Origin of the sequence: Ensifer sesbaniae (genome assembly GCF_013283665.1) — a bacterium.
Lineage (GTDB): Bacteria > Pseudomonadota > Alphaproteobacteria > Rhizobiales > Rhizobiaceae > Ensifer > Ensifer sesbaniae.
In genome coordinates, this window is sequence record NZ_JABEKU010000001.1 from 1,242,117 (window position 1) to 1,258,302 (window position 16,186).

Sequence of the window (16,186 nt, forward strand, 5' to 3'; positions counted from 1 at the left end):
TGGCAAAATCATCCGGCAGGTCGATCGTCAGGCTGCGAAGAGCGTGATGATCGTCGGGTGTCAGCGCCGGTTGCTCACTTGGCCTTTTCCGGTGCCTTGATGATCACTCTATCGGGCGCCAGTTCGCCGCCGATCTCGACCGTCTTCTTCTGCTTGTCGAAGACGCAGATCCGGGTCACAGCCGTGTCGGAATCCTTTGGGCGTGCCGATCACCAGCGCCAGGCCGAAGCTTTCCGAGCCGAAGGGATCGACGACCGCGCTTGCCTTCTCGAGCGACGAGGCAGCTGCGAGGCATCTTTCCGAAACCTCGGCCCGGAAAGTCTCCCATGCGTCGCCGGAGGAGGCTGCGGCATTGGACGCGAGCAGCGCCGCGGCTGCGGAAAGGGCGAGGGCGTGGATCAGGCGCGACGGCATGGGCAGTCCTTCTGCATGGTTGTGGCGGTTGAAAAGCTGCATGCAAACGGTGGCGCGATTGTGCTCGAAAGTGTCATGCTTTCAAAATGATGTTGAAAGTATATTCCGTGGGTTGAGGAAAAAATGGCATTGCATCGGTTGCCTCCATGGGGGCTGGTGCCTATGTTCCCGCTCACAGATTTCCCTCACGAAATCCCATGCCAAGAGGAGATGCCCACATGGCCTTCGAATTGCCGAACCTTCCCTATGACTACGATGCGCTGGCGCCCTACATGTCGCGCGAGACGCTCGAATATCACCATGACAAGCACCACCTTGCCTACGTGACCAACGGCAACAAGCTCGCTGAAGAAGCCGGCCTCTCCGACCTGTCGCTCGAGGAAATCGTCAAGAAGTCCTACGGCACCAACCAGCCGCTGTTCAACAATGCCGGCCAGCACTACAACCACATCCACTTCTGGAAGTGGATGAAGAAGGGCGGCGGCGGCACCAGCCTGCCGGCCAAGCTCGAGGCGGCCATCAAGTCCGATCTCGGCGGCTACGACAAGTTCCGCGCCGATTTCATCGCCGCCGGCACCGGCCAGTTCGGCTCGGGCTGGGCCTGGCTCTCGGTCAAGAACGGCAAGCTTGAAATCTCCAAGACCCCGAACGGCGAAAACCCGCTCGTTCACGGTGCTTCGCCGATCCTCGGCGTCGATGTCTGGGAACACTCCTATTACATCGACTACCGCAACGCCCGTCCGAAGTACCTCGAAGCCTTCGTCGACAGCCTGATCAACTGGGACTACGTGCTCGAAATGTACGAAGCGGCTGCCAAGTAAGCCGTCCGTCTTCAATGCATCACGTTTGGGCCCGGCGCTTGCGCCGGGTCTTTTCGTTTGCGGCGGCCTGCTGCCGCGTGCCGGTCAGGCTGCCGGCGGTGTCTGCCAGCCGCTGATCCACAGTTCCCGGAGGCGGTTTCCCTCACCCGGAAAATAGGCGTCTGCCGCTTCGCAATGTTCGACGCGATCCGCCCGGAAGTTGCGGATCGCCTTCCGCAGCTCACACCAGGCAACGATGTTGGCGGTTTCGGAATAGTAGATCAGCGCTACCGGCTGGATCGTTCGCTCCGTCGCTCGGCCGAGCTCGTCGCGATAGTTGAGTTCGAGCTTCTGTTCATCGCGGATTGCCCGGCGCACCAGGGCAAGATCGATGCCGGCGGGCGAGGGGGCAATCGTTCCCCAGGCGTGCAGCGCCTGGGAGCGGAAGGCGAGCCTGAGCGGCTCGGGCACTGCAGCGGTGATCTTCTGGTTGACCCTGACGGCCGCCGCCTTCAGTTCCTCGTCGCCGGTCCGCGACAGCAGCGCCAGCGCCACGGCAATCGCTTCCGTTTCCTCGATCGAAAACATCAGCGGCGGCAGGTCAAAGCCGGGCCTGAGGATATAGCCGATGCCGCGGCCGCCCTCGATCGGCACCCGCATCGCCTGGAGTGCCGCGATATCCCGGTAGATCGAGCGCACCGTCACCTCCAGCGTCTCGGCCATCGCCGCTCCAGTCACCGGTTTTCGCGCAAGCCTGAGGATTTGGATGATCTCGAATAGCCGTGCCGCCTTGCGCATCGAAAACCGCTCCCGTCATCAACGCTCCTGACAGACCCTTGTCAGTTGCCCGGATTTATACCATCAGCCAACGAGTTGAAAAAACAGCAATTCGTCTAGTGATATGAAAAATCGGGCGATGGACAACTGACATGACATACACGGAAAATCTCTGGCTCTTCTTCACCTTGCTTTTCGGCATCATCATCGTGCCGGGCATGGATATGGTCTTCGTTCTGGCCAACTCGCTGACGGGTGGGCGGGCCTCAGGCCTGTCGGCGACGGCAGGCATCATGGCGGGCGGCGTGCTGCACACGCTCTATGCGGCGCTCGGCGTCAGCGTCATCCTCCACCTCGTGCCAGGGCTCTTCAACGTGCTGCTCGTCACGGGTGCTGCCTATATCGCCTGGATCGGCTTTTCGCTCGTCAAGAGTTCGATCACCATTGGCGGAATAGAAGGCTCGGGGAGGCTCTCCCGCTGGGCGAGCTTCCGGCAGGGTGCGCTGACGAGCCTGATGAACCCGAAGGCCTATCTCTTCATGCTGGCGGTCTATCCGCAGTTCCTCAAACCGCAGTTTGGGCCGATCTGGTCGCAGGCCCTGGTCATGGCCGCAATGATCGCGACGACGCAGCTCGCGATATATGGTGGCCTGGCGCTCGCCGCCGGCCGCGGCCGCGATTTCCTGGTCGGCAGCCCCGGCGCAACGGTGTGGATCGGTCGCGCCGCTGGTGTCGTGCTCATTCTGGTCGCGGTCTTCACCATCTGGCAGGGCTGGGCGAATTGACGTTCATCGTGCCGAACGGCCGAAGTATAAATATGAATTCTGAAGTCATGTTTATTCGATTGATCGGTCGAAAGCCCGGAAAAACAAAGCGGCCAGTCGAAATTCTGTTGTCGTAACAAGCACATCAAAAAAATGTTACTTCCGCAGAATACGCAAAATGACATCATGCCGCCGCATTGGACATGAAGGCCAGCCAGGCAGATTTGCCAAACCGATTTGATTTGACCGGGAGATCCTGATGAAAATACGCGCACTCATGTTGGCAGCCGCTCTTGCGGGCTTGGGTGTCACTGCCGTGACGGCAGCCGACGAGCCGCAGGTGGTTCGCCAGCAGGCGATGAAGAAGGTGGGTGCAGCAACTGGCGCACTTGCCGGGATCGCCAAGGGTGAAAAGCCCTATGACGCGGAGGTCGTCAAGGCGTCGCTGACGACGATCAGCGAAACGATGAAGACCTTCCCCTCGCATTTCCCGGCCGGTTCCGAGACGGGTCACGAGACCGAGGCGAGCCCGAAGATCTGGGAAAACATGGACGACTTCAAGGCCAAGGCCGCCAAGCTCGACACCGATGCTGCGACGGTTCTGGCACAGCTTCCCGCTGACCAGGCGGCCGTCGGCACGGCTCTCGGCGGCATCGGCAAGGACTGTGGCAGCTGTCATGAGAGCTATCGCCTGAAGAAGGATTGATGGGCGGCGACGTCGCATAACGTTGACAAGGGAGGCACGCGACTTCGAGCCGCGTGCCTCGATCTGTTTTAGGGCCAGTCCGCTTGCGGCTGCAGCGCCGCGCGTCTTATGAGACGCGCAAAGGTCTGTAGGACTTTGATTGGCTGCATGTCTTTAAATCGAGGTCGATTTAAGGAGACGTGCAGTAGGCACGAGGGGTGACAATGGGGCGTCGCACGAGAAAGCTGATTTCGGGTCTTGTGGTGCTGGGCGTTGTCGGCGGGGCAGCCCTCTGGTGGCTGACGAAGCCGGCGCCGCGGAGTGCCTCTCATTGGGAGGGGCTCGGCGAGCCTGATCTCGCCAATGGCGAACAGGTCTTCTGGGCCGGCGGCTGCGTGAGCTGTCATGCCAAGCCAGGCGCCGAAGGTGATGCCCGTCTCGTTCTCTCCGGCGGCGCGCCGCTGAAGAGCCCGTTCGGAACCTTCCATGCACCGAACATCTCGCCTGATGAGACCGCCGGGATCGGTGGGTGGACACTTGCCGAATTCGGCAACGCCATGACCCGCGGGGTGGGGCGTAACGGCGAGCACCTCTATCCCTCGTTCCCCTACGGCTCCTATGCGCGCATGACGGCGAAGGACGTCAACGACCTCTGGGGCTTCATGAAAACCCTGCCGAAGAGCGCCGAGGTGGCGCCGCCGCACGACCTGCCGTTCCCCTACAACATGCGGATGGCGCTCGGTGGCTGGAAGCTGCTGTTCCTCACCGACAAGCCGCGCGTCCGCGTCGACGGCAGCGATCCGAAGCTCACGCGCGGCCAATATCTCGTCGAGGGGCCGGGCCATTGCGGTGAATGTCATACGCCCCGAAATGCGCTTGGCGGCTTCGAGCCTGACCAGTGGCTTGCAGGTGCGCCGAACCCGGAAGGTAAGGGCCGCATCCCCAACATCACGCCCGGCTCCAAGAGCATCGGTAGCTGGAGCGCCTCGGACATCGCCTCCTATCTGGAAACCGGTTTCACCCCGGAATTCGATTCCGTCGGCGGCTCGATGGTTGAGGTGCAGAAGAACATGGCGAAGCTGACGCCGGCCGAGCGGGAGGCGATTGCAGCCTATCTCAAGGCGGTTCCGGCGCTCTGACGCTACAGCACCGCGCGTCTTGTCAGACACGCAAAGGTCGCTGTAGCAGGGCGCACTCAACTCCTTCTGCATGCTTCGCTTGATCGTCACCGATGGACGGGCAGAACATGCAGGAATTCAAGGTGCTGCGGCGATTTTTGTGCGTGGAGAGGGCGTGCGTTGCTGGGGAGAATGGGAAGGTGACTGAAACCGTGCCCTACGACCAGTCCAGCCGCTCCGACCTGCGCCCCAGGTGGCGGTTCTCAGCCGACGCTGGCGCTTCCGTTCATCCGATGCTCGTGTCCGTAGAGTGCCAGAAAGCCGTCGAGCTCGGGTGAGCCAAGGCCGAGGCCGCGCAGGATCTCCGCGGCAAAGCTGATCGGCGCGGTTCCTGCGGCGGTGACGACATGGCCGCTGCGTAGCGCCCGCGGCTGATCGCGATAATGCGGCCTGCCGTGATAGCGGGGCAGCGCCGCAAGGCTTTCGGCGCTGTTGCCGGTGTGATCGATGCCGTTGAGAAGACCGCTTGCGGCGAGCGCGTTGACGCCGCCGCATATGGCCGCGACCACGCGCTTGTCGCGATCGAAAGCGCGGATCGTTGCTGAGAGATCAGGAGCCTCATTGGTCTCCCAGATCGACCCGCCGCAAATGACCAGCCCGTCAAAACCCGCAGGATCGAGCGAGTCGATCGACAGATGTGCCGAGACGTCGAGGCCACCCATCGACGTCACGCGGGCACCGTCGGCGGTGGCAACGTCGATGTCTACGCCGAGATGGGTGCGCGCCGCCGCCATCAACAGCGCACATTCCCAATCGGCGAAGCCTTCACAGAGCACGATTGCAAGGCGCATCGTTCCATCCTCATCCAAGCTTCTGCATATAGCGCATGCCGGTCACCGGACGAGGCACGAAGCGTTCGGATTCGTAGAAATGATGCGCCTGGAAATTGCCGGTGGCGGCGCTGACCGAAAGGAAGTCGCAACCGGCCATCTTCGCCTGCTCGCGCGCCTTGGCAACGAGGTGACGGCCGATGCCGGTGCCGCGGCTTTCAGGACGAACGAAGAGATGGTGCAGTTCCATGCCGCGTGCGCCCTCGGCAGCCCGGTAGATCGGCACCAGGATCGCGTAGCCGATCAGCCGGTTGCCGGCCTCGGCAACGAGTGCGGTGATCCAGGGCGTGCGGCCGAAGAGGTCGCGCTCGAGCTGTTCCGGCGTGATCGGCGCGGCGTCGCCATGGTGGGCGGCCAGCTCGGCGATCATCTCGCGCAGTTCCGGCAGGTCGCGCTGCTTGGCGCAGCGGATCGTGACCATCGGCGGCCGCGTCGACGGGACAGGATGAAGTGTGGGGATGGCGGTCTGTAGCATGTCTCGGCTCCTCGGGTTCTCTCGCCATCAGGAGCCGGAAAAACAAAAGCCGCCTGATGGCGGCCTTGTTGAATGTGATCAGCAGGCCGCTCCTATCGGAACAGCCAAAAATACACGCGGCAAATGGGTGCGTTCTTGATCATGGGCGCTAGATTGTTCGTTTTCGCAATTTTGTCAACGGGGATTTTTCGCGCAGTCGATTATCCGCTGCGATCTCAGTGTTCGCTCTCGCACATGGAGTGGTCAGCCAAAGCCCGGATCACATAGCAGTCACCCACCGTGTGATTGCCGTCGCAGGCGACGATGCGTTCCAGCTCCTGCTCCAGCTTCTTCAACCGGGCGATCTTCTCGCGAACGGTCGCCAGATGTTCGCTTGCGATCCGGTCGGCTTCGCCGCACGGGCGTTCCGGGTGCTGGCTGAGGGCGAGCAGATCCCGGATCGAATCGATCGACAGACCGAGATCGCGCGCGTGGCGGATGAAGGCCAGTCGCTCGAGTTCGCTTTTCTCGTAGCGCCGCTGGTTGCCTTCGGAACGCTCGGGCGCCGCGATCAGCCCCATCTGCTCGTAATAGCGAATGGTCGGAATTTTCACGCCGGTGCGCCGCGAGAGTTCGCCGATGGAGTACATGGTTGCCTCAAACCTATAGCTTCTGGAGCAATAGATAGTTGCGCGCTGTTGGGTGTCAATGGCGGGGGCGAGGGAAGAACTCGTATGGGACCTTCGTTGCGATTGTCGGGGCAAGCCGCGGGCGCGCGTTGGTGCCGGTCTCTTCGATCGGCGAAACCGTACCCATCTGCTGGCGGCGCTCGGAGACGTAGTAGCTCGAGATGCAGTTGTCGATCTTCATCGGAATCCCCCGGAATCTGTCGTCCGGGGGACGCTGCTTTTGCGGGCTTGCGTGGTGCTTGCTCCTGCAACCTTCTAGCGAGAATTAGGGATGCTTCTCGCGCATCAGGGCAGGGTGTAGGCGATGATGTAATCACCCGGCCTGGTGCCGACCGAACCGTGGCCTCCGGCGACGATCAGCACATATTGCTTGTCGCCGACCGCATAGCTCATCGGTGTCGACTGGCCGCCGGCGGGCAGGCGTGCCTCCCAGAGCTGGCGGCCGGTCGTCAGGTCGTAGGCGCGCAGATAATCGTCGACCGCAGCACCCAGGAAGGCGACGCCGCCCTTGGTGATCATCGGTCCGCCGATGCCCGGCACGCCCACCTTGAACGGCAACGGCAGCGGCGTCATGTCTTCGACGGTGCCGTTCTTGTGCTTGTAGGCAATCTTTCCGGTTCGAAGATCCGCGCCGGCGACATAACCCCATGGCGGCGCCTGGCAGGGAATGCCGAGCGGTCCGAGGAAGGGACCCATGAAGACGCCATAGGGCGCGCCTTCGTTGCGGTTGAGGCCTTGTTCCGACCCTTTCTCGTCCTGTCCCCTTGGCGGAATCTGATCACGAGGCACGAGACGCGAGGTGAAGGCGAGGTAGGTCGGCATGCCGAACATCACCTGCCGTTCCGGATCGACGGCGACGGAGCCCCAATTGAAGGTGCCGAAGTTGCCGGGGTAGACGAGCGTCCCCTCGATCGACGGCGGCGTGTAGCGCCCCTCGTATTTCAGCGACCGGAACGCGATGCGGCAGGCCAGCTGGTCGAAGAGCGTGATGCCCCACATGTCCTTCTCCTGCAGCGGCGCAGGCATGAAGGTGAGGCCAGAGACCGGCTGGCTCGGCGCGCTGAAATCCTCGGGGATCGCTCCGCCCGGGGCCTGAACCTCTTCGACCGGGATGATCGGCTCGCCGTTTCTGCGGTCGAGCACGTAGATATCGCCCTGTTTCGTCGGTCCGACCAGCGCCGGGACCACCGTGCCGTCGTCCTTGGTGATGTCGAGCAGGGCCGGTTGCGCCGGCACGTCCATGTCCCAGAGGTCGTGATGCACGGTCTGGCGGACCCAGCGCACCGCGCCGGAGTTGATGTCGAGCGCGACGATCGAGGACGAATATTTCTCGACGTGCTCGCTTCGACCCATGCCGAGCTGGTCCGGCACCTGGTTGCCCATGGGGATGTAGACCATGCCGAGCGCCTCGTCATAGCTGAACACCGACCAGCTGTTCGGCGAGTTGGTCGTGTAGGTCTGGCCTTCGGGAAGGGGCGTCGTCACGTCCGGGTTGCCGCTGTCCCAATTCCAGATCAGCGCGCCCGTGTTGATGTCGAAGGCACGGATCACGCCGGATTGTTCCTGGGTCGAATAGTTGTCGTTGACGGCGCCGCCGATGATGAGCTTGCCGGCCACTGCCACCGGCGGTGACGTCGAATAGTAGTAGCCGGCCGGATTGTACTTCATGCCCGTTTCGAGCCCCAGCACGCCGTTGTCGGCAAAGCTGGTGCAGACGGAGCCGGTCGCCGCGTCGAGCGCGATCAGGCGCGCATCGGAGGTCGGCAGGTAGACCCGCTCGGCGCAGGGGCTGCCGGGAGCTGCGGCCGGGTCGGCCCAATAGGTGACACCGCGGCAGGTCTGATGCTGGCGGTCGGGGTTCATGCCCGAGTTGGAATCATATTTCCATTTCTCCTCACCGGTCGCCGCATCGAGCGCGATCGCCCAATTGTGCGGCGTGCAGGCATAGAGCGTGTCTTTCACCTTGAGCGGCGTGACCTGATAGGTCGTCTCTCCGACGTCGTCGGGCCGTTTGACGTCGCCGGTCTGGTACTGCCAGGCAAGCTTGAGAGTGCCGACATTGTCCGGCGTTATCTGGTTGAGCGGCGAGTACCTTTGACCGAACGGCGTCCGCCCGTACTGGTGCCATTCGGCCGGAGGCACCGAGCCTCCGAGCGGCGGATTGGCGGCAACGACATCGCTTGGCAGATCTCCGCGAATGTCGTGCGGGTCCTGCGTCAGGGCATAGCCGGCCACGCCGATCGAGATCAGCACGGCGATCGCCAGCGGCCAGGCGCTCACCGCGTAACGCTCGCCCGTTGGGCTCTCGAAACCAAGTGGACGACGGACGGACGGCAGCAGCAGCCAGAGCCCCAGAAGCACGATGACACCACCGCGCGGGCCGAGTTGCCACCAGTCGAAGCCGACCTCGGAGACCGCCCAGCCGAGCGATCCGAGAACGATGAACGCATAGAGCCAGATCGCCGCCGATTTCCGCATGAATATGAGCACGGCCGTCAGCAGGAAGCCGATACCGACGACGAGGTAGTAGGGGCTGCCGCCGAGCATCAGCAGCTTGGCTCCGCCACCGCCGAGCACGAGGCCAATGAGAGCGAAGACGATGGCCGTCAGGATGAGCATGATGGAAACTCCCGCATTGAAGAAAGGTGCCGCGGCACGGTTTTTTCCATAACGCCGGTCCCGTTCGGGGCCGCGTGAGACAAGTCGGTTTCGGAGTTGGCGGCCGCAAGCGACGTCGCGGCAGCCGGGTGTGGAAAGGCGCGCCTGGCACCCTTACCGCTACAGCCCGCGCGTTTTCTCAAACGCGCAAAGGTCGCTGTAGCACTTTGAGTTGCTGCATGTTTTCGTCCTCAAATCAGAGACGATTTAAGGAAACACGCAGTAGCACCTAACGCGCCGCACATGCCTTTCAATAGCCACAATTCCGCAGCGCGGAAATTTAGGGGTGTGCGATGGGGTTGCGCTCAAGCTGCAGCGATAAATGAACACAAGGCCGATGGGTATGGACTCATCTGCTGGCGAGCCGTGCCATCACGCCATGAAAAAACAAGAAGTTAGAACGTTTCGGTGATTCAGGACGAGAAGCAGCCGGCCGGATCGCGTCGAGGTGGGAAAGCTTCAGATGACTGTCACGTGCCGCAGAAGGTTTGCAGGACTTCTTCTTCGGGCTTCGGCGGCTCCTGGTAGGCAGCAAAGTGCGGCTGGTCTTCGTAGGGTTTTGCGGTGACCTCGGCGAGCGCCTCGAACAGCGAAAAATCGCCGTCGTTGGTTGCTGCTGCAATCGCCTGTTCGATGCGGTGATTGCGGGGGATGTAGGCCGGATTCACGGCCTTCATCGCGTTCGAGCGCGCCTCGGGCGTCGCCGTTTCGCGGGAAAGCCGTTGGCGCCAGTCCTGAAGCCATGGCTGGACCGTCTCGGCCGCGGCGAAAGTAGCGCTGAACGTCGCATCGCCTGCCGGATCGCGAGCACTGTCGCACAGCCGCCGGAAGGTCAGAGTGAAATCGGCCTCGCCCTTGTGCATGGCCGTCAGCAGTGCCTGCACGAGATCAAGGTCGCCTTCTTCGCTCGTGGCCAACCCGATCTTGGCCCGCATGCCGTCCAACCAATGGCGCTGGAAGATTGCGCCGTATTCGCCGAGCGCATCGTTGGCCAGTTCCACCGCCGTGTCCGCATTGTCGTCGAAGAGTGGCACCAGCGTCTCGGCGAGGCGCGCGAGGTTCCATTGGCCGATGCCGGGCTGGCTCGCATAGGCATAACGGCCGATATGGTCGATCGAGGAGAATACCTTCTTGGGGTCGTAGGCATCCATGAAGGCGCAGGGGCCGAAATCGATCGTCTCGCCGGATATCGTCATGTTGTCGGTGTTCATCACGCCATGGATGAAGCCGACATGCAGCCAGCGGGCAATCAGCTCCGCCTGGCGCGCCGCCACCGCCTTGAAGAAGGCGAGATAGGGCCGCTCATGGTCCTTGATCTCGGGATAGTGCCGGTCGATCGCGTAGTCGGCGAGGATCTTCACGGATGCCACGTCGCCGCGTGCGGCGAAGAACTGGAAAGTGCCGACGCGCAGGTGGCTCGCTGCCACGCGCGTGACGATCGCGCCGGGCAGGATCTGCTCGCGATAGACGGGCTGGCCGGTGACCACGGCCGCAAGCGCCCGTGTCGTTGGGATACCCAAGGCAAACATCGCCTCGCTGACGATATATTCGCGCAGCACCGGCCCGAGCGCCGCGCGCCCGTCGCCACGCCGCGAAAACGGCGTTTGGCCCGGTCCCTTCAACTGGATGTCGCGCCGCTTTCCGTTGCGGTCGATCACCTCGCCGAGCAGGATCGCCCGGCCGTCGCCAAGCTGCGGCACGAAGGTGCCGAACTGGTGCCCGGCATAGGCCATGGCAAGCGGCTCGGCGCCAGCGGGCACACGGTTTCCGGAGAAGATCTGGGCACCTTCGCGCTCGAGCACGGCGACGTCGAGCCCGAGTTCCTCGGCGAGCGGCTTGTTGAGCTTGATCAGCCAGGGCTCCGCGACGGGCGTCGGCTCGACGCGCGCAAAGAACTGCTGCGGCAGCCGCGCATAGCTGTTGTCGAAGGCAAAGGCTTCGGCATTTCCGGTCGGTGAGGGGGGAGCATAGTTCATGATCAAGCGGTCAACGGCGTCTGCCGGGATTGCCCGGGGCCGTCCTTTCCGCTCAAGTCTACACGAGATCACGATGATTTTGCGCCGACCCGAGCAAAAATCATCGTGATCGATTCTTGGAAGTTGGAGCGGGATGCGGGCGGAAGACGCTCCGGCACCATGGCTTTTCGCGAGAGCGGCGGCGCCCTCCCGCGATCACTCGCGAGAGGGCCGGGAGGGCGAGGCCCCGTGCCTCAGGCGCTGAGCGCCGTCGGTGGAAGGCAGGCCTCGCAGATTGCCGCGATATGGCGATGATCGGTGCCGCAGCAGCCACCGAGGATGCGCAATCGTGGCAAATGCGCCGTCAGTGTTCTGTACCGCCGCCCAAGGTCGGCGGGATCGCCGGCATCGAGCGTTTCGCTGTCGTCGAGCTCGGCGTGGCTCATCATCGAGGCATTGGCCCGGATCCCGGCAATGCGTTGCGTCCAGCTGGCTCGGGCGTCGAGGACCGTGTCGAAATGGCTCGGATGGGCACAGTTGATCATGTAGTAATGCGGATAGCCGCCGGTCGCGGCGTCGACGGTCTCGACCGCAGCCTGAAGCGTGCGGCCGTCCGGCAGCCGACCATTTGTCTCCACCGTGAAGGAGATGGCTGAGGGCATGCCGTGGCTCTGAGCGGCCCGGGCGATGCCGATCGCTTCGTCGATGCTGGTCAGCGTATAGGCGCTGACCATGTCCGCCTCGCTGGCCGCAAAGGCCGAGATTTGCGCCGAATGATAGTCTTCGGCCTCGTCAGGGCTCATGCGGCCGAGACGGTAGCCGTCGCCACGCGGACCGATCGCTCCGCTGAGCACGATCGGTGCCTGCGGGCGCTCGTATTCGGAGCGCAGTTCCGAGAGGATGTAGATGGCATTCTGGTTTGTGACGGCCAGCGCCTCGTCATTGTAGCCGAGCTTGACGCCCCAGTCCGAGCTTGCCCGCCAAGTGGGCGTGTCGAGCACGAAGCCGGTGCCATGTTGTTGGGCGATCGCGAGATAGCGTGCGTAGTAGTTGAGCAGCCGCCGCCGCCCATCGGCGGTCGCAAGCAACACGAAGGCTGCGAAATGCGGAAGCGGGACGCCTTCGTGGAAGATCAGCGTCGTCTCCATGCCGCCGTCGCTTAAGAACAGCCCACCGTTCAAGAGTGGCAGGCTCCGTCGGTATTTGGCCATGTCGGTCTCCACCGTTTCAGTCTTGCTGATGGGTCCGGGGACGCCTCCTATCCCGTAGAACCAAGTAAATTACTGCCTTTTAATCATCTTCTAAACTAGACGACTTAAGGTATACTATTGCTAATATATCCGCATATTGTAGCGAAATCAGTAACTTACTGCGTTGGTTCCGTCACGGCGTCGCCGGCTGGTGGCCCCTTCGTTGTCGGAAACCGCACCAATGGTAGGGCACCGGCTAATGCGAAAGGGTGAGGAAACGCGGGCGAGGATCCTCGACATCGCGGAGGCGGCGGTGTTGGCGAAGGGTTTCGGCGCGACCTCGATCGACGAACTGATCGCCGAGATCGGCATTACCAAGAGCGGTTTCTTCTACCATTTCCGCGACAAGAACGAGCTCGCGCGGGCGCTGCTCGAGCGCTACATCGAGAATGACGAGCGCATCTACGACGAGATCTTTGGGCGGGCCCATCAATTGGCCGACGATCCGCTGCAGGCTCTCCTGCTCGGACTGAAACTGCTTTCCGAAACGCTGTCCGACCTGCCGAACGGCCACCCCGGTTGTCTGGTCGCGGTGATGTGTACCCAGGAACGCGCCTTCGATCGCGAGATCCAGGAGATCAACCGGCAGGCGGCGCTGATGTGGCGCCGGCGCTTCGGCGCGATGTTCGAGGAGATCATGCGCGTTTATCGGCCGCGCGAACCGCTGGATGTCGATCAACTCGCCGACATGGTTTCGACGGTGCTCGAAGGCGGCATCATTTTATCCAAGGCGCTGAAGCAGCCGGAGAGCCTGCCGCAGCAGTTGCTCGTGCTTAGATCCCTTCTCCGGCTGCTGTTCCAGCCGGCGACCGCCTGAGTCATGCCGCGCAAAAGAGCGCAGCGGTTTTCCGACAACAGAAAGAACGCCTCAATCGGCTTGAGGAAACGGATGCCTTATCTTTCCATTTCGAGCGCCAGAGCAGCGAGCTTGCGCACTGTGTTCAGGTTGCGGGCAGTGCCGGATTTCGTAGCCGGCAGCTTGAACTTCGAACGGCCGGAACCGTTCGGAAAATGGATGTAGATTTCGCTCCCAGCCAACCGCGCTTCCTCGCCATCCGGCGCGACGAGCTTGTCGAGTGCGTCCGCTGGTGCGGGCTGCGAAAGGAAGACGACGTGAAGCAGGTTGGGTTGGGCGCCCGGGAACGGCGCGCGATCGGCGATCGCCTGCAATTGCGCGCCGGTCCGGATCATCACGCCCGGCGCCTTCCCGAGTTTTTCCTGAAGGGCGCCGTCGAGCATCGCTGCTACCTTCTCTGCCGGCAGATCCGAGCGGAACAGCACGTTGCCGCTCTGGATGTAGGTCTTGACGTCGGCAAAGCCGAGCCCCTCGCAGATCGCCTTGAGGTCGGCCATCGCCAGCGGTGTCGTGCCGCCGACATTGACGGCACGGAGCAGGGCGACATGAACGGGCATGGGGGACCTCCGGGAATCTCATGGGGTAGAGCGGGATGCGGGCGGAAAACCGCGAACACTTTTCCTCATCCCGCTCCGGTTATATCTTGCCGGCGACCTTGATCGCGAAGGCATATTCGAAGGCGATCTCTTCCAGCCGCTGGAAGCGTCCCGAGGCACCGCCGTGGCCGGCGTCCATATTGGTCTTCAGCAGAATGGGCTCGCTGCCGGTGGTCTTTTCGCGCAGCCGCGCTACCCATTTCGCCGGCTCCCAATAGGTGACGCGCGGATCGGTCAGGCCACCGAGCGCGAGGATCGCCGGGTAGGACTTTGCGTCGACATTGTCGTAGGGCGAATAGCCGGCGATGATGTCGTAGAATTCACGGCTTTCGATCGGGTTGCCCCATTCCGGCCACTCCGGCGGGGTGAGTGGCAGGGTGTCGTCGAGCATGGTGTTGAGCACGTCGACGAAGGGCACGGCGGCGATGATGCCGGCGAACTTCTCCGGTGCCATGTTGGCGATCGCGCCCATCAGCATCCCGCCGGCCGAGCCGCCCTCGGCGACGATCTTCGCGTAGGACGTGAACTTCTGTTGATTCAGATAGTCAGCGGCGGCGATGAAATCCTTGAAGGTGTTGGTCTTCTTGGCCATCTTGCCGTCTTCGTACCAGGCAAAGCCGCGATCCTTGCCGCCGCGGATATGGGCGATGGCATAGACGAAGCCGCGGTCGGCAAGCGACAGGCAATTGGTGTTGAAGCCGGCCGGAATGGTGATGCCGTAAGCGCCGTAGCCGTAGAGCAGGCACGGCGCCGAGCCGTCGAGCGGCGTGTCCTTGCGGTAGAGCAACGTCACCGGTACCTCGGTGCCGTCCCAGGACGGGGCGAAGACGCGCCGGGTGACATAGTCGTCCGGGTTGTGGCCGGAGGGCACCTCCTGGGTCTTGAGCAGCGTGCGCTCGCGCGTCGCCATGTCGTAGTCGAAGAGCTGCGATGGCGTCGTCATCGACGAATAGGAGAAGCGGATGACGTTGGTGTCGTATTCGGCGGCACCGGAAAGGCCGAGCGAATAGGCCTCTTCCGCAAAGGCGATCGCATGCTCTTCGCCGGTCTGCCGGTCGCGGATGACGATCTCCGGCAGGCCCTCGCGCCGCTGCAGCCAGACGAGATGGCGGGCATAGGCCATGTGGCTGAGGATGAGCGTTCCCGGCTTGTGCGGCACGACCTCGCGCCAGTTTTCCTTGCCCGGCGCATGGACCGGTGCCTCGACGATCTTGAAGTCCTTGGCGCCGTCGGCATTGGTCAGGATGTAGAAGACGTCGCCGCCTTCGGTCATCGAATATTCGAGCCCGGTCACGCGTTCGGCGACGAGCTTCGGTTCGGCCGTCAGGTCACTGGTCGAGAGCAGCCAGTATTCGCTGGTCTCGTGATCGTGGATGTCGATATAGATGAAATCGTCGAGCAGCGAACCGCCGACCGACATGAAGAAGCCCGGATCGTCCTCTTCGTAGACCAGCCGGTCGTCCGCCTGGCTGGTGCCGAGCACGTGATGGAAGATCTTCGACGGGCGATGGTTGTCGTCGAGCACGGTGTAGAAGAAGCTCTTGCCATCGGGCGCCCACGCGCCGCCGCCGCCGGTATTCTCGATCACGTCGGCCAGATCTTGGCCGGTGGCGAGATCGCGGACCCTGAGCGTGAAGTATTCCGAGCCCTTGTCGTCGTAACCCCAGATGCCGAGGCTGTGGTCGGTCGAATGGTCGAGGCCGGCGAGGCGGAAATAGGCCTTGCCTTCCGCCTCCTTGTCGCCGTCGAGCAGCAGTTGCCGGATCGCCTCATCCTTGTGGTCGCCGTCGCGGGGAATGCGGAAGTAGCGCGGCTGCTCGCCGCCGGTGACATAGGCGTGGCCATAGGCAAACGGACCGTCCTTGACCGGTACCGAACTGTCGTCTTCCTTGATCCGGCCGCGCATCTCGGCAAAAAGCGTCTTTTGCAGCGGCTTCGTGTCGTCCATGGCCGCGTTCATGTAGGCGTTTTCGGCTTCCAGATGCTTGCGGATTTCCGGGTCGAGGATCGAAGGATCCCGGAACATCGCCTGCCAATTGTCCGCGCGCAGCCAGGCGTAGTCGTCCGTGCGGGTAATGCCGTGGCGCGTATCGCTCACCGGCTTTTTCGCGCTGACGGGAGCTTTGGGGAGGTTGCTGAATACGGACAAGATGCGTCTCCGGGATCGATGCGGCGGGAGACAATGAGATAGAGAGCCTGGCGATAGCGATCAAGCGCAAAGGCAGCAGCGGCCGACTGTTCGCCTGGGAATTGCCTTCTCCCCATGTCGTGGGGAGAAGG

General features: G+C 62.7%; 15 protein-coding genes and 1 pseudogene. 5 read left to right on the top strand and 11 right to left on the bottom strand.

What is annotated here, in order from left to right; all coding sequences use genetic code 11:
* Nucleotides 1–74: 74 nt before the first annotated feature.
* Nucleotides 75–414, bottom strand: a pseudogene (locus BHMPCIPO_RS05985) (hypothetical protein).
* A gap of 218 nt (nt 415–632) precedes the next feature.
* Here BHMPCIPO_RS05985 and BHMPCIPO_RS05990 point away from each other — a divergent pair.
* A complete protein-coding gene (locus tag BHMPCIPO_RS05990) occupies nt 633–1,235 on the top strand; it encodes a superoxide dismutase (RefSeq protein WP_173515913.1) in 603 nt (200 codons plus the stop codon).
* 84 nt (nt 1,236–1,319) lie between these two features.
* Here the strand turns inward: BHMPCIPO_RS05990 and BHMPCIPO_RS05995 are convergent, their stop codons facing one another.
* The gene (locus BHMPCIPO_RS05995) at nt 1,320–2,012 is read right to left on the bottom strand and encodes a helix-turn-helix transcriptional regulator (protein WP_173515914.1); all 693 of its coding nucleotides are present in this window, start codon (nt 2,010–2,012) and stop codon (nt 1,320–1,322) included.
* 131 nt (nt 2,013–2,143) lie between these two features.
* On the opposite strand from BHMPCIPO_RS05995, the gene BHMPCIPO_RS06000 reads away from it, so the two are divergent.
* From BHMPCIPO_RS06000 to BHMPCIPO_RS06010, 3 genes are all read left to right on the top strand, one after another.
* Nucleotides 2,144–2,776, top strand: coding sequence for a LysE family translocator (locus BHMPCIPO_RS06000; protein ID WP_173515915.1), 633 nt, complete (start codon nt 2,144–2,146; stop codon nt 2,774–2,776).
* Between the two features lie 238 nt (nt 2,777–3,014).
* The gene (locus BHMPCIPO_RS06005; protein WP_173515916.1) at nt 3,015–3,461 is read left to right on the top strand and encodes a c-type cytochrome; all 447 of its coding nucleotides are present in this window, start codon (nt 3,015–3,017) and stop codon (nt 3,459–3,461) included.
* Between the two features lie 203 nt (nt 3,462–3,664).
* Nucleotides 3,665–4,579: a c-type cytochrome gene (locus BHMPCIPO_RS06010; RefSeq protein ID WP_173515917.1), complete on the top strand. Its 915-nt coding sequence runs from the start codon at nt 3,665–3,667 to the stop codon at nt 4,577–4,579.
* Between the two features lie 242 nt (nt 4,580–4,821).
* Here BHMPCIPO_RS06010 and BHMPCIPO_RS06015 read toward each other — a convergent pair whose 3' ends face one another.
* The 7 genes from BHMPCIPO_RS06015 to BHMPCIPO_RS06045 form a co-directional block, all read right to left on the bottom strand.
* Nucleotides 4,822–5,409, bottom strand: a complete 588-nt coding sequence (locus tag BHMPCIPO_RS06015) for a DJ-1/PfpI family protein (RefSeq protein WP_173515918.1) — start codon at nt 5,407–5,409, stop codon at nt 4,822–4,824.
* 10 nt (nt 5,410–5,419) lie between these two features.
* Complete coding sequence (locus tag BHMPCIPO_RS06020) at nt 5,420–5,923, bottom strand: GNAT family N-acetyltransferase (protein WP_057250477.1); 504 nt, start codon at nt 5,921–5,923, stop codon at nt 5,420–5,422.
* A gap of 215 nt (nt 5,924–6,138) precedes the next feature.
* Nucleotides 6,139–6,552: a MerR family transcriptional regulator gene (locus BHMPCIPO_RS06025; protein WP_173515919.1), complete on the bottom strand. Its 414-nt coding sequence runs from the start codon at nt 6,550–6,552 to the stop codon at nt 6,139–6,141.
* A 55-nt stretch (nt 6,553–6,607) separates the two neighbouring features.
* Nucleotides 6,608–6,772: a hypothetical protein gene (locus BHMPCIPO_RS06030; RefSeq protein WP_173515920.1), complete on the bottom strand. Its 165-nt coding sequence runs from the start codon at nt 6,770–6,772 to the stop codon at nt 6,608–6,610.
* A 104-nt stretch (nt 6,773–6,876) separates the two neighbouring features.
* Nucleotides 6,877–9,210 carry a glucose/quinate/shikimate family membrane-bound PQQ-dependent dehydrogenase gene (locus BHMPCIPO_RS06035; protein WP_210266416.1) on the bottom strand — a complete coding sequence of 778 codons (2,334 nt, stop codon included), beginning with the start codon at nt 9,208–9,210 and terminating at the stop codon, nt 6,877–6,879.
* Nucleotides 9,211–9,719: 509 nt separating this feature from the next.
* A complete protein-coding gene (locus BHMPCIPO_RS06040) occupies nt 9,720–11,225 on the bottom strand; it encodes a protein adenylyltransferase SelO (protein ID WP_173515921.1) in 1,506 nt (501 codons plus the stop codon).
* A 233-nt stretch (nt 11,226–11,458) separates the two neighbouring features.
* Nucleotides 11,459–12,415, bottom strand: coding sequence for a homocysteine S-methyltransferase family protein (locus BHMPCIPO_RS06045; protein WP_173515922.1), 957 nt, complete (start codon nt 12,413–12,415; stop codon nt 11,459–11,461).
* A gap of 238 nt (nt 12,416–12,653) precedes the next feature.
* Between BHMPCIPO_RS06045 and BHMPCIPO_RS06050 the strand changes: the two genes are divergently transcribed.
* A complete protein-coding gene (locus BHMPCIPO_RS06050) occupies nt 12,654–13,271 on the top strand; it encodes a TetR/AcrR family transcriptional regulator (protein WP_173515923.1) in 618 nt (205 codons plus the stop codon).
* Nucleotides 13,272–13,348: 77 nt separating this feature from the next.
* Here the strand turns inward: BHMPCIPO_RS06050 and BHMPCIPO_RS06055 are convergent, their stop codons facing one another.
* Together BHMPCIPO_RS06055 and BHMPCIPO_RS06060 are read right to left on the bottom strand one after the other, a co-directional pair.
* Nucleotides 13,349–13,867: a DUF1697 domain-containing protein gene (locus BHMPCIPO_RS06055; protein WP_173515924.1), complete on the bottom strand. Its 519-nt coding sequence runs from the start codon at nt 13,865–13,867 to the stop codon at nt 13,349–13,351.
* A gap of 79 nt (nt 13,868–13,946) precedes the next feature.
* Nucleotides 13,947–16,055 carry a S9 family peptidase gene (locus BHMPCIPO_RS06060; protein WP_173515925.1) on the bottom strand — a complete coding sequence of 703 codons (2,109 nt, stop codon included), beginning with the start codon at nt 16,053–16,055 and terminating at the stop codon, nt 13,947–13,949.
* Between the last annotated feature and the right edge of the window lie 131 nt (nt 16,056–16,186).

Excerpts from the sequence above, each read along its gene's own strand:
- BHMPCIPO_RS05990 (WP_173515913.1), top strand. The coding sequence starts at position 633 with ATGGCCTTCGAATTGCCGAACCTTCCCTATGACTACGATGCGCTGGCG.
- BHMPCIPO_RS05995 (WP_173515914.1), bottom strand. The coding sequence starts at position 2,012 with ATGCGCAAGGCGGCACGGCTATTCGAGATCATCCAAATCCTCAGGCTT.
- BHMPCIPO_RS06000 (WP_173515915.1), top strand. The coding sequence starts at position 2,144 with ATGACATACACGGAAAATCTCTGGCTCTTCTTCACCTTGCTTTTCGGC.
- BHMPCIPO_RS06005 (WP_173515916.1), top strand. The coding sequence starts at position 3,015 with ATGAAAATACGCGCACTCATGTTGGCAGCCGCTCTTGCGGGCTTGGGT.
- BHMPCIPO_RS06010 (WP_173515917.1), top strand. The coding sequence starts at position 3,665 with ATGGGGCGTCGCACGAGAAAGCTGATTTCGGGTCTTGTGGTGCTGGGC.
- BHMPCIPO_RS06015 (WP_173515918.1), bottom strand. The coding sequence starts at position 5,409 with ATGCGCCTTGCAATCGTGCTCTGTGAAGGCTTCGCCGATTGGGAATGT.
- BHMPCIPO_RS06020 (WP_057250477.1), bottom strand. The coding sequence starts at position 5,923 with ATGCTACAGACCGCCATCCCCACACTTCATCCTGTCCCGTCGACGCGG.
- BHMPCIPO_RS06025 (WP_173515919.1), bottom strand. The coding sequence starts at position 6,552 with ATGTACTCCATCGGCGAACTCTCGCGGCGCACCGGCGTGAAAATTCCG.
- BHMPCIPO_RS06030 (WP_173515920.1), bottom strand. The coding sequence starts at position 6,772 with ATGAAGATCGACAACTGCATCTCGAGCTACTACGTCTCCGAGCGCCGC.
- BHMPCIPO_RS06035 (WP_210266416.1), bottom strand. The coding sequence starts at position 9,210 with ATGCTCATCCTGACGGCCATCGTCTTCGCTCTCATTGGCCTCGTGCTC.
- BHMPCIPO_RS06040 (WP_173515921.1), bottom strand. The coding sequence starts at position 11,225 with ATGAACTATGCTCCCCCCTCACCGACCGGAAATGCCGAAGCCTTTGCC.
- BHMPCIPO_RS06045 (WP_173515922.1), bottom strand. The coding sequence starts at position 12,415 with ATGGCCAAATACCGACGGAGCCTGCCACTCTTGAACGGTGGGCTGTTC.
- BHMPCIPO_RS06050 (WP_173515923.1), top strand. The coding sequence starts at position 12,654 with ATGCGAAAGGGTGAGGAAACGCGGGCGAGGATCCTCGACATCGCGGAG.
- BHMPCIPO_RS06055 (WP_173515924.1), bottom strand. The coding sequence starts at position 13,867 with ATGCCCGTTCATGTCGCCCTGCTCCGTGCCGTCAATGTCGGCGGCACG.